This is a genomic window from Alteromonas sp. S167, assembly GCF_036864375.1.
GTDB lineage: Bacteria > Pseudomonadota > Gammaproteobacteria > Enterobacterales > Alteromonadaceae > Alteromonas.
Genome location: NZ_JAZETR010000007.1, coordinates 212,170 through 225,107, shown reverse-complemented (window position 1 = coordinate 225,107; position 12,938 = coordinate 212,170). Strand labels below are relative to the sequence as shown.

Below are 12,938 nucleotides of genomic sequence, written 5' to 3'. Positions count from 1 at the left end.
TTATGCGCATTGTCGATATAGCAGTTAAACGCCCTGTAGCAGTAAGCATGTTCACCTTTGCGGTACTGTTGTTCGGTATGGTGTCGTTAGGCAGATTGTCCGTAAACCTATTACCCGATTTGTCTTATCCCACGCTTACTATTCGTACCGATTACGATGGCGCGGCACCAGCTGAAATTGAACAGCTTGTATCTAAGCCCATTGAAGAAGCCATTGGTGTGGTAAAAGGCGTGCGAAAAGTTACGTCGACCTCACGAGCAGGCCAGTCTGATGTGGTACTGTCTTTCGCTTGGGGAACAGACATGGACTTCGCCAGCCTTGAAGTTCGAGAGAAGCTAGACGTACTTCAGCTTCCGCTTGATATTGAAAAGCCACGCTTACTTCGCTTTAACCCAAGTTTAGACCCCGTTATTAAACTTGGATTAACCGCACAAACTGAAAGCGCAACCTTGCCTATTGCTGAAATGAAACGCCTTCGTTTGTATGCAGAGCAACAAGTTAAACGTGCGCTTGAATCGGTAGAGGGCGTTGCCGCAGTGCGTGTAGGTGGTGGCTTAGAAAACGAAATTCACATCCTTATCGATCAGCAAAAAGCCAGTCAGCTATCAATTCCTATTACCACCATTATCGACCGCGTCAGTGCTGAAAACATTAATGCTGCAGGTGGTCGTATTGATAACGCAGCTCAAGCGTTTTTGGTGCGTACACTTAACCAGTTCGAAAGCCTAAACGATATTGAAAATTTATACATCGGCCGATTTGAAGGACGCAACATTCAGCTGAAAGACGTGGCGAATGTTGAAAGTGCATACAAAGACCGAGATGTTGTTACCCGCTTTAACGGGTTTGAAGGTGTTGAAATTGCTATCTATAAAGAAGGCGATGCAAATGCCGTAAGTGTGGCAGAAAAAGTAGCCGCCCGTTTAAACGAAGTGCAAAACAACTTGCCCAGCAACTACACGCTTAGTGAAATTTATGACCAAAGTGTTTTCATAAAACAGGCCATTGATAATGTTAAGTCGGCTGCTGTAATGGGCGGAATACTCGCCATGCTGGTGCTGTATTTATTCCTAAAAGATTTTTGGGCTACGGTTATCATTTCAGTCTCTATCCCTGTCTCTGTTATTGCCACTTTCAACCTAATGTACGCTAACGACATTAGCTTGAATATGATGAGCCTTGGCGGCATTGCCCTAGCGGTTGGTTTGTTAGTAGATAACAGCATTGTGGTGTTAGAAAACATTGATAGACATAAAAAGCACAAGCAAGCACTTAACGTTGATGATGCTGACGCACTAGCGGCAAGCCAAGGAACGAAAGAAGTGTCAGGCGCCATTGTTGCCAGTACCCTTACGACTATGGCAGTGTTTGTTCCACTTATATTCGTGGAAGGCATTGCGGGGCAGCTGTTTCGCGATCAGGCACTTACCGTATCATTTGCGCTAGCTGCATCACTCGTTGTCGCGCTAACCCTCATTCCTGCAATGGCACACCAAAAGAAAAAGCAGCAGCTTGATCATGAAGACGTTTTTACCACTGACGCACCACAGCCACCTACCTCAACACTGGGTAAAGTAGCTTATTACTTAACCTGGCCTGTAAGAATGGTGTTCAAGTTTATTTTTGTGTTTCTTCCTGCGGCCTTGGTAACACTGGTTATTGGTGCATGGCATGTTGCCAGTAAATGTCTAAATGTAGTGTTTAAACCAGTACTTTGGCTGTTTAATAAAGCGTTTGATGTGTTAGCAGTAGGGTATGAAAAACTATTAAAAATAAGCCTAAAAGCGCGAGTATTAGTCATTGGTGTTGCCGTTGCGTTATCGGCTGGTGCAGTTACCTTAATACCTAAATTAGGCATGGAGCTAATACCCACATTATCGCAAGGTGAGTTTACTGTAGAAGTTACGTTACCTGCTGGCTCACCGTTGTCTCGTACCGATGCCATCATAAACGAGTTAGCTGCGGTAGCCGTTATGCCCATTTCTACTGTTGCGCCTACAAATTCTTCATCAGTAGAAGACGCTGCTAAAAGCAATGCAAATAGCAACAATACACAAGTGCTTCGCACGTATACTATGTCTGGTACAGGCAGCTTAATAAGTGCGGCGCCTAATCAAGGTGGCGATCATTGGGGCAAGCTTAATATTGTTATGAAACCTGGCGCTTCAGAACAAGACATGAACAATGTTAAAACAGCGCTTCGCGATCACTTAGCACTTAAGCCTCAGGTTCAGGCCACATTCTCAGAACCTGAATTATTCAGCTTTGCTTCACCTATTCAAGTTGAAGTGTCTGGGTACGACTTAAATCAGCTTCAGCAATACGGCGACGCTATTGCTACAAAGCTAGCCAGCTATCCTAATTTCGCAGACGTAACCACCAGCATTCGCGATGGTAACCCAGAGCTTAAGATTGCGTTTCATCATGCCAAACTTGCGAGACTAGAATTAGACGCTGCTACCGTGTCTGAACTTATTGCCGCCAAAGTAGGTGGTCGCGTGGCAACACAATACAGCGTTGAAGATCGCAAAGTAGATGTTCTTGTCAGAACGTTTGAAAATCAGCGCAACAATATAGCCAGCGTGCGTGCCATTGTTGTAAACCCAGGCTCAGTGCAGCCAATCCCTCTGAGCGCCGTAGCTGATGTGTACATGAGCGTTGGGCCAAGTGAAATAACGCGTGTGGGCCAACAGCGTGTAGCACTTGTTTCTGCAAATCTTGCTCAAGGCAAGCTTGATGAGGCCGTGGCGGTAGCAAACAAAGTGCTAAATGAAACTCAGCTTCCTCTTTCACTAAATGCTTCAGTAACAGGGCAAAGTGAAGATATGCAAAACAGCTTCCGCTCTTTACAGTTTGCATTGGCACTGGCGGTATTTATGGTTTACTTGGTGATGGCATCTCAGTTCGAGTCATTGCTTCACCCGTTACTTATATTGTTTGCTGTGCCGCTTGCCGGTGCCGGCAGCGTATATGGATTATGGCTTACAGGTACACCGTTAAACGTAGTGGTGTTTATTGGCTTAATCATGCTGTGCGGCATAGTAGTAAATAATGCCATTGTACTGGTAGACCGAATAAATCAGCTGCGTCGTCAAGGCATGGAAAAACAGTTGGCGATTATCGATGCTGCTAAAACACGATTACGCCCTATTGTAATGACTACGCTCACCACTATTTTGGGGCTGCTTCCCATGGCATTTGGTTTGGGTGAAGGTGCTGAAATACGCACACCAATGGCCATAACGGTAATTTACGGCCTACTGTTTGCCAGTTTACTAACGCTTATCTTACTTCCTGTGTTGTACAGTTTGTTCGACACAAAAAACATTTCGCTAACTGCAGATGCGAAAAGCCAAGTCAAAGACGATGCACAGCAAGGCAATAACAAGTCGCTTCAAGAAGGAGGCGCAGTATGAGCACGCCTTCCTCAAACAACACGCAAAGCATGACAAAAATAGCCGGTATTGGTGCATCGCTAGCGCGCTTTGCCCTTAATAAACCCGTTACAGTCAGTATGCTGTTCCTTTCAATGCTGCTATTTGGCATTGTGTCGGGGCGCTTGTTGCCGCTAGAGAAATTTCCAGGCATTGATATTCCGGAAATGGTGGTACAAATTCCCTACCCCGACGCCACACCAGTTGAAATAGAAACCATGATAACGCGCCCTGTCGAAGAGGCTGTTGCTACCATGTCGGGCATAAAAAGGCTTCGCGCCCGCTCTTATGACAACATGGCCGAAGTGATTGTTGAGTTTGATTGGGACGAAAACCTAAAAGCCAAAAGCATTGAAGCGCGTGAGAAGATTGATGCAATACGCCATACATTGCCTGACGATATCGAGCGCATCATGGTGTATAAATTTAACACCAATGATATGCCTATTTTTCAGCTGCGCGTATCTAGCGATAGAGATCTGTCCAATGCTTATGACCTGCTGGAGCGCAACTTAAAACGCCCGCTAGAACGTGTTGCTGGCGTGTCTAAGGTAGAGCTATACGGCACCATGAAACGCCAAATCACTATTCGTTTAGATCCACAAAAAATGGCGGCCTATCAAATAGACGGCACCCGTCTTGAGCAACAGCTTCAAAGTGCTAACTTTTCGCTTACTGCGGGTTATATGTATAACAACGGTGAAAAGGTACTAGTAAACCCTACTGGTGAGTTTACTGACGTTAATGACTTTAAAAACATGTGGGTAACGCGCAGTGTAAGATTATCAGACATTGCATCGGTAACTTACGAATTACCCGAGCGTAACGAAGGCAGACATTTAGACCGAACTTTCGCCGTTGGATTTAATGTATTCCGTGAGTCTGGTAGCAACCTGGTAGAAGTCTCTAACGCTGTAATGAAGGTGATTGAAAAGGCAAAAGAAGACCCAGAGTTTAACGGTATTAGCTTATTTGTAATGGACGACACCGCAAAAAGCGTAACGTCTTCATTAAGCGATTTACTTAATGCTGGATTGCTTGGCGCACTACTGTCGGTGATCGTGCTTTACTTATTCCTACGCCAGCTAACTACTACACTTATCGTTGTACTATCGGTTCCTTTTTCTATCTGTATTACGCTGGGTATTATGTATTTGCTTGGCTATACGCTGAATATTTTATCACTGATGGGCTTAATGCTTGCCGTGGGCATGTTAGTTGATAATGCAGTGGTAATTACTGAAAGCGTGTTTCAAGAACGCCAGCAAAATAGCAACGTTAAAAGCGCTACGCAAATTGGCGTAAACAAAGTAAGCTTAGCGGTAATTGCAGGTACAGCGACCACCGCCATTGTGTTCTTGCCCAACATTATTGGTGTAAAAATAGATGTCACCATTTTCCTTGAACATGTGGCGGTTGCTATCTGCATTTCACTATTTGCTTCATTATTTATCGCCAAAACGCTTATTCCATTGCTCACCACGAAAGTAGCTATCCCGGTGGTCAAAACACCAAAAGCACCCGGCTATATTCGTGGCTATGGCAAAGCACTTGGTTGGATGTTAAAGCACCAAGGCAAAACCTGTTTTATTGCCTTGCTAATCTTATTGTCTACAGCCATTCCTATGCAGGTTGTTACATCCAATGACGAGGGTAATAACAACCAAGAGCGTATTTGGCTTAATTATCACGTAACGCAGAATTTTACGTTGGACGAAGTAGAAAAAACGGTCGATAAGATGGAAGCCTATTTATATGAAAACCAGTCGCGCTTTCATATAAAGCAGGTTTATACCTACTTTACGGCGGGACATGCAGTAAGTGGTATTACACTAAACGACGAACTTCCCGTACCAGTAAGTAAAATTAAAGAAGATATACGCGAAAACATGCCATCGTTTGTGCGTGCTCGCCCTTCTTTTGAATGGGATAGCGGTAACGGTGGTGGCGTTCGTGTTACTTTACTTGGAGAGTCATCAGACACCCTTTTAGATATTTCGGAGCAAATTGTCCCCATTCTCGCCAGTATTGAAGGCTTAGAAGATGTAAAAGCTGATACAGGTTCGACACGTGATGAAGTTCAGATCCGAATAGACAGAGAGAAAGCAAATAGATTCGGCATTCAAGTAAATGACGTTGCAAAACTAATAGCTACAGCGCTACGTGGCAGTAATCTTCGTACGTTTCGCTATGGTGATGCTGGAGAAGTCGATGTACAGCTTAAGTTTGGCAGCGATGTTCAGGCATCTTTAAACGCGCTTAAGAATATCAATATTGGTTTCTCTCAAGGTCAATCGGTTAGCTTGAGCATGATTGCTGATTTTTCGGTTAAGCCTCAACTTTCACAAATAAACCGTAATTACCGTCAAACTGCGTTGGCTATAGGCGCCAATCTAGAAGGTGAAACAACGACAGAACAAGCTCGTGAACGTATTGAAAAAGCGTTAGAAAACATTGCGCTGCCAACAGGCTATAAGTGGACACTAGATGGCAGTTTCTCTCGTCAAAACGAAGCAAACGCCGTAATGCAAATGAATATGCTGCTAGCCATTTGTATGATTTACGTAGTTATGGCTGCCTTGTTCGAGTCTTTAGTACTGCCTACATCGGTAATTACCTCGCTACTGTTTTCATTTACCGGCGTGTTTTGGGCGTTTATGGTTACCGGCACACCCATGTCGATTATGGGCATGATAGGCATGCTAATACTCATGGGTATTGTGGTGAATAACGGTATTGTTCTAGTAGATAGAATTAACCAACTGGTAAACGAAGGTTTGTCTCTTTATGACGCGGTACTGGAAGGCTGTATTACCCGTATTCGCCCCATTCTGATGACAGTTGCAACCACAGTGCTAGGGCTTATACCCCTTGCAATGGGCAGCACGCGCATTGGTGGAGATGGCCCTCCCTATTCACCTATGGCTATTGCCATTATTGGTGGCCTTGTATTTTCAACACTCACAAGTCTGTTTTTAGTGCCATTGGCCTACGTGTTATTGCTTAAGCTTCGCTTTAAAACACAGCGTTTGTTCAAAACCAGTAAAGCACGGGTTAATCGCTGGGTAAAAGTTTAGTCATATTGTAAGTAACAGCTAAATATAAGCGGGAAGCGACGCAATACTAGTGTGTGTTCGCCTCCCGCTTTTTTTGTTGTTAACTTTGCACTGCTCATTAACTGCGAGACGTCAGGTATTCAAGTACTGCTGTAGCATCACGCTCTACAGAAAACTCTATAAGACTGCTTCCATTACAAGTTAGTCCTTCTTCGGCAGTAACCATTCGAAGCACTTCACGCTGACTTGCACCAATGCGACCGACATTTCTGGATAAACTTGAACGCAGTACTTTAATGTCATCATTAATTACAGCTTTACAAAAGCCTGCAAACTGGGTTTCACCTACAAAGCGCACGCCTTGCTCAGATACAGCTGCAAAAGCCTGACTAGATGCAATAGATGCCGTTAGCACTGTTGCAGATAAAATTGTGGTTAATCGTTTCATGATATCTTCCTCGTTGTGTCTTCCTAATAACTAAGAAAAAATGGTTGTGGCAAACTCATTAGTGATGCACACAACTTTTTAAGCAGGTCTGAATAAGCCATACGTAACTCGTTGGGTGCATATTAGTTATGGAACAAAACGCGGCGCTTTATTGTTGAATCTTTGTACAGAGGTGGTAAACAGTAGGTAAATCAGGATGTTATAAAACTTTTAAATAATTAAACGTCTGAATTAATTGAAGTTTTGTAAACTCCATATTGCAAAAGTAGATATAAAAACGGCTTTTTATATAAAACAAATATAATACTAAAGACTAAAAAGGCTCCCAAAGGAGCCTTAAAACTGTAATTTTAACAAAATAATTAACACACTAAGCTTGAAAAACGCGTATTCAAACCCTCAATATGTAATTAGATTTCCTTATTCGTACTTACGCTCACGCTTCGTTTCTATCGCATCAATGTAAGCATGCCATGACGCATAGCCAATAATGGGCATAAGAACGATAAAACCAACAAAGCCAGTGATAAAGCCAATAGCAACGGTAGTAAATATAATTGCGCCCCAAATAAGCATAGGCACCTTATTAACCCAAACCGCATTCACGCTGGTAAGCACAGCCGTTGCTAAATCTACTTTTCGCTCCATTAGTATAGGCTGAGTAAAAGCTGTAACGAACAGCATAGCAACCGTGAAGACAGCGCCAACAATGGTGCCAAGCGTTAGGAATGGAAGAAGACTTTCCAAATCTGTGTCGATATACGGTGGATAAAGTGCATGTATAATGGAAGCAACTCTTAACCAGAATATCATCATCACCATCAGCAATAGCGCAAAGCCCCATTCATTGGTAGCGTTGCGACGCATTGCGCGCAAAGAATGGCGAAGCGTGGGTTTATGCCCCTTTTCCATTTCCCAGCTTACATCATATAAACCCGCAGCCAAAAACGGACCAACAAGCATAAAGCAAACAATGGCGGGCAATATAACAAGGTGCCACCCTGTCATCGCAACAAGATACATCACAAACCAAGGAATTACAGCAAACAAAACGCCGTAGAAAACGGTTAACCCCGGTGCGCGCATGGCATCACGTAATGCAAGAGACAACCATTTTATAGGGTCTCCAATATCTAATTCTTTACATGGTATAACTCTAGCAATTCCGCTTTGCGTAATCGCGTTTTCAGGAGTTTCTTTAAAATGGTGCGACATATATTAATCACCTCTGCCTGTTAGCTAGCCTCTTACTGGCGTATTTTTTGTACACGCCTTACTACTACGATAGGCGCAGAATGAAAAGTTCACAAGTCATTAACATTATTTTTATTCTTAAGGCCAAATCGAAAGCTTTATCACCTTTATCGTGCAAAAAACAAACATTCAACAAAAAATACGCACATATCTTTCCCTAAATGGCTAAATTGACATCGCATAGTGATGCGCTTTGCGATAATCTCAGGGTATGTAAATCAACCAGATAGACCATGAAACCAGTATCACGCTCACACAAGTTAGATAACGTTTGTTATGACATACGCGGTCCTATAGCTGAACAAGCTAGGAAAATGGAAGACGAAGGGCATAGGATCCTTAAACTGAATATTGGCAACCCTGCCCCATTTGGTTTTGAAGCCCCCGACGATATCGTTAAAGACGTCATACATAACCTTCCCACATCTCAAGGGTATTCTGACTCAACGGGTATTTACGCCGCCCGTGTGGCGGTAATGCAGTACTATCAACAGCGTAATATTAAAAATATCCGCGTAGACGATGTGTACATAGGAAATGGTGTGTCTGAACTCATTATGATGGCCATGCAGGCGCTGCTTAATCATGGTGATGAGGTGCTTATTCCAAGCCCTGACTATCCGTTGTGGACAGCTGCGGTAAGCCTTTCCTCAGGTTCACCAGTTCATTACCGCTGTGACGAGCAAGCGGGCTGGTTCCCAGATATCGACGATATTAAAAGTAAAATCACGAGTAAAACTCGCGCCATTGTGCTGATTAACCCTAATAACCCCACGGGCGCGGTTTACGATGAGGCGTTGCTACAGGAAATAGTAGAAATTGCTCGCCAACACGGTTTGGTGGTTTTCAGTGACGAAATTTACGATAAAATTTTGTACGACGGTGCAAAACATACCAGCATTGCATCGTTAGCAGATGACGTGTTTTTTGTGACGTTCGGCGGGTTGAGCAAGAATTACCGTGTTGCAGGCTTTCGTTCGGGTTGGTTAGTTGTAAGCGGAAACAAGCGTTTAGCGTCAGACTACATTGAAGGTTTAAACATTTTATCGTCTATGCGAATGTGCGCCAATGTGCCCTGTCAGAGCGCAATTCAAACTGCGCTGGGTGGCTATCAAAGTATTGATGACTTGGTAAAAGAAAACGGACGATTACGTATTCAGCGCGACGTCACAACCGATATGCTTAATGGCATAGACGGTATACATTGCGTTAAACCTCAAGGGGCCATGTACTGCTTCGCCCGTGTAGATGAAAAGAAATTCAACATACACAACGACGAGCAAATGGTGTTAGACCTGTTACGCTCTGAAAAAATACTGCTTGTTCACGGCCGTGCTTTTAATTTAAACGAAGGCATTTATTTTCGCTTAGTGTTTTTACCACATAGCGACATTTTGGTGCCCGCACTTCACCGTATTGGCAACTTCTTTAGACATTATAAGCAAGGGGCATAATGTGTCTGATAGAAGCCATTTTTTTGCGCACTTAGCACGACTGAAGCTTATTAACCGTTGGCCACTGATGCACAATGTGCGCACAGAGAACGTGCAAGAGCATAGCCTTCAAGTAGCGATGGTAGCCCACGCTCTCGCCTTGATTAAAAACAAATTCTTTAACGGCACGTTAAACCCCGACCATATTGCCACTATGGCCATGTTTCATGATGTATCAGAAGTATTAACGGGCGATTTGCCAACACCGGTTAAGTACTTTAACCCAGCCATTAAAGAAGAATACAAAAAGATAGAAAAAATAGCGGAAAACAAGCTTATTGAAATGGCGCCAGAAGCGTTTCGCGAAGACTACGCCGCGTTAATCGATCACCACTACCACAGTGAAGAAGAAGCGTTCATAGTGAAAGCCGCTGATGTGCTATGTGCTTACTTAAAAACCCTTGAAGAACTAGCAGCTGGTAATCAGGAGTTTAAGCTTGCTAAAAAGCGTTTAGATAAAATTCTTAAAGACTACCATTCTGACGAGGTAGATTATTTCTTAACGCGCTACGTACCAAGCTTCTCGCTAAGCTTAGATGAAATAACCCTTGATGAGATGTAAAAGCGAAGGACTGAATTGTGACTGCATCAAAATGGGAACAAGCTCTACAGGAAAGACGTTTACCACGCAGTGAAAATCGCGATGGCGATCACCGCAACCCATATCAACGTGACAAAGCAAGGGTTTTGCACAGTGCAGCCTTTCGCCGGCTACAGGCAAAAACACAGGTGCTTGGTGTAGGGCTGAGTGATTTTTATAGAACCCGGCTAACTCACTCGTTGGAAGCAGCTCAAATAGGTACAGGTATAACCGCACAACTTTGTGGTAAGTTTCCGGATGTAGCTGAAACGCTCGCCTTAGATGCAACGCTTATTGAAACACTTTGCTTAGCCCACGACATTGGTCACCCTCCCTTTGGACATGGTGGTGAAATTGCACTGCATTATATGATGCACAGCCATGGAGGCTTTGAAGGTAACGGACAAACGTTTCGTATTATCTCGAAATTAGAGCCCTACACAGCAGAGCACGGCATGAATTTATGTCGTCGAAGTGTGCTAGGGCTTGTGAAATACCCTAATTTTTTAGACACATTACACGGCAATATGGCAATGCCAGCGCGCCCTGCTTCACTGCGACAAGTCAAAGCTGATGAATGGCATCCTCCGAAGGGTATTTTTCGTTGTGATGAACCCTTGTTTGATTGGATGCTAGCGCCGTTTAGCCACAATGATAAACAGCGATTTATGCAGTTTAATACAAAGCAAAACGGACACAGTAAAACCCAGTTTAAATCGTTCGATTGCTCAATAATGGAATTGTCTGACGACATCGCCTACGGCATTCACGACCTAGAAGATGCTATTGTGATGGACATGGTTCACAAGCATCATTTTGTAGACGATGTAACGCTTCCAATTAAGGCCCTTGATGTACCATGGCTCTCGAAAAATATTGAAGCACTTACCAACAAACTTTTTAGTTCACAACATCACGAAAGAAAAAACGCAATAGGCGCGTTGGTGAACAGTTTTATAACCGCAATTGAAATTCAAGGCGTAGATGGCTTCGAGCATCCATTGCTTGCGTTTAATGCCACCATGCCACACCACTTTGCAGAAGCTCTTGAGCTGTTCAAGCGATTTGTGTTTAGAAAAGTCATTCGTCGTCCAGACGTACAACTGCTTGAATACAAGGGCCAGTTAGTGGTTATGGAACTGTTTGAAGCGTTCGCCTCTGACCCCGCTCGATTGCTGCCAGAGAACACGCAAGTTCGCTGGCGTAATGAACAAGATGCTGGAAACGGCATGCGCGTACTCGCCGACTACATCTCAGGTATGACCGACGAGTTCGCAACACGACTGTATGCAAGTATCTTTTCACCTAAACAAGGTGGTATTCAAGACGGCTTTCATATGTAAAAGCAGGCGGTTTACCTTTCTAGACTAGTCAACGACGCCCTTTTACTCTGACTCCGCCACACTTTCTTGTGCTGTAAGTCAAAAACACTGATTTAATTGAAAGTAAAAACGTTTTTACAAGGTCTTATTACTCATAGAAGCAACATTAGCATCGACCCAATATGCCGTTATTTTCGTAATTAGCTTAAACGCTATAAATGAATGCACCTCGCAACGGCCTGCAACAGGTTCGCAAGTGATGAGAAGTAAGGAAGGTAAAACATGCCCAAGCCCTATAAACCCTCGGTAAATCTGAATGAAAGCCACGTAACTGATGAAAACGTGTACATGAATAGACGCAAGTTACTTAAGTCTATAGGGTTTGTTGGGGCTTCAACGTTGCTTGCCAAGTCAGCGAATGCTGCTGGCTGGTTTTGGGAAGATGAAAAAGAAAAAGCCGCGTTTTCTGGTCAACCTCTATCGTTCTCAACGCCACCTGAATATCAGATAAACGAAACGCGAACACCTGAAAGCAAGGTTACTACTTACAACAACTTTTATGAGTTTGGCACGTCTAAAGATGCGCCAGCTAAAAACGCGTCCAACTTTCAAACCAAGCCTTGGCAGCTGAAAGTGGATGGATTGGTAAAAAAGCCCTTCGTTATCGATCACGATGCCCTACTTTCACGTTTTCCACTTGAAGAGCGCATCTATCGACTTCGCTGCGTAGAAGCCTGGTCAATGGTTGTACCTTGGGTTGGTTTTGAGCTTGCAGCACTTATAAAGCAAGCAGACCCGCTTATGTCAGCAAAATATGTGGCTTTTGAAACCTTATACGATCCAGAACAAATGCCAGGGCAACGCAGCCGATTTATGGGTGGCGGTATTGACTACCCCTATATTGAAGGGCTTCGCATTGACGAAGCAATGCATCCGCTTACGTTAATGTCTGTTGGCTTGTATGGTAAAACACTACCTCCACAGAACGGCGCACCAATACGTCTTGTAGTACCTTGGAAATACGGTTTTAAGAGTATTAAATCTGTTGTTCGCATTCGTCTTACAGACAAAGAGCCGCCAACAACATGGAGAAAGCTTGCAGCAAATGAATATGGTTTTTACGCCAATGTAAATCCAAACGTTGACCACCCTAGATGGAGCCAAGCAAGTGAACGTCGAATAACTACGGGTGGTCTTCTTGCACGTAATCGCATCGATACACAAATGTTCAACGGCTATAGCGAGGTAGCTAGCCTGTATGAAGGAATGGATTTGTCTCGATTCTATTAGCCTCGTAACAAACGTTGTTTAAATAACTAAGCTATAGAATCTGTCTAACTTAATTGCATTA

8 protein-coding genes are annotated in these 12,938 nt (G+C 43.7%); 6 read left to right on the top strand and 2 right to left on the bottom strand.

Translation table 11 applies throughout. From position 1 onward, the window contains the following. Nucleotides 1–2: 2 nt before the first annotated feature. Entirely contained in the window at nucleotides 3–3,416 is a 3,414-nt protein-coding gene (locus tag V7R35_RS12605) for an efflux RND transporter permease subunit (RefSeq protein WP_334015214.1), read from the top strand. Between the two features lie 29 nt (nucleotides 3,417–3,445). Further along, nucleotides 3,446–6,511, top strand: coding sequence for an efflux RND transporter permease subunit (locus tag V7R35_RS12600; protein WP_438823475.1), 3,066 nt, complete (start codon nucleotides 3,446–3,448; stop codon nucleotides 6,509–6,511). A 97-nt stretch (nucleotides 6,512–6,608) separates the two neighbouring features. On the opposite strand, the gene V7R35_RS12595 is transcribed toward V7R35_RS12600, so the two are convergent. Continuing rightward, on the bottom strand, nucleotides 6,609–6,938 hold the full coding sequence (locus V7R35_RS12595) for a hypothetical protein (RefSeq protein ID WP_334015212.1): 330 nt from the start codon (nucleotides 6,936–6,938) through the stop codon (nucleotides 6,609–6,611). Between the two features lie 420 nt (nucleotides 6,939–7,358). Then, nucleotides 7,359–8,153, bottom strand: a complete 795-nt coding sequence (locus V7R35_RS12590) for a DUF2189 domain-containing protein (protein ID WP_334015211.1) — start codon at nucleotides 8,151–8,153, stop codon at nucleotides 7,359–7,361. Nucleotides 8,154–8,425: 272 nt separating this feature from the next. Between V7R35_RS12590 and V7R35_RS12585 the strand changes: the two genes are divergently transcribed. From V7R35_RS12585 to msrP, 4 genes are all read left to right on the top strand, one after another. After that, nucleotides 8,426–9,646, top strand: coding sequence for a pyridoxal phosphate-dependent aminotransferase (locus V7R35_RS12585; RefSeq protein ID WP_334015210.1), 1,221 nt, complete (start codon nucleotides 8,426–8,428; stop codon nucleotides 9,644–9,646). Nucleotide 9,647: 1 nt separating this feature from the next. Then, nucleotides 9,648–10,247, top strand: coding sequence for a 5'-deoxynucleotidase (gene yfbR / locus V7R35_RS12580; RefSeq protein ID WP_334015209.1), 600 nt, complete (start codon nucleotides 9,648–9,650; stop codon nucleotides 10,245–10,247). Between the two features lie 17 nt (nucleotides 10,248–10,264). Then, complete coding sequence (locus V7R35_RS12575) at nucleotides 10,265–11,608, top strand: anti-phage deoxyguanosine triphosphatase (protein ID WP_334015208.1); 1,344 nt, start codon at nucleotides 10,265–10,267, stop codon at nucleotides 11,606–11,608. Between the two features lie 261 nt (nucleotides 11,609–11,869). Next, nucleotides 11,870–12,877: a protein-methionine-sulfoxide reductase catalytic subunit MsrP gene (msrP, locus tag V7R35_RS12570; protein ID WP_334015207.1), complete on the top strand. Its 1,008-nt coding sequence runs from the start codon at nucleotides 11,870–11,872 to the stop codon at nucleotides 12,875–12,877. Nucleotides 12,878–12,938: the final 61 nt, after the last annotated feature.

What these genes read in the sequence shown, in the direction of transcription:
- V7R35_RS12605 (WP_334015214.1), top strand. Translation starts at nt 3, where the DNA reads ATGCGCATTGTCGATATAGCAGTTAAACGCCCTGTAGCAGTAAGCATG.
- V7R35_RS12600 (WP_438823475.1), top strand. Translation starts at nt 3,446, where the DNA reads ATGACAAAAATAGCCGGTATTGGTGCATCGCTAGCGCGCTTTGCCCTT.
- V7R35_RS12595 (WP_334015212.1), bottom strand. Translation starts at nt 6,938, where the DNA reads ATGAAACGATTAACCACAATTTTATCTGCAACAGTGCTAACGGCATCT.
- V7R35_RS12590 (WP_334015211.1), bottom strand. Translation starts at nt 8,153, where the DNA reads ATGTCGCACCATTTTAAAGAAACTCCTGAAAACGCGATTACGCAAAGC.
- V7R35_RS12585 (WP_334015210.1), top strand. Translation starts at nt 8,426, where the DNA reads ATGAAACCAGTATCACGCTCACACAAGTTAGATAACGTTTGTTATGAC.
- msrP (WP_334015207.1), top strand. Translation starts at nt 11,870, where the DNA reads ATGCCCAAGCCCTATAAACCCTCGGTAAATCTGAATGAAAGCCACGTA.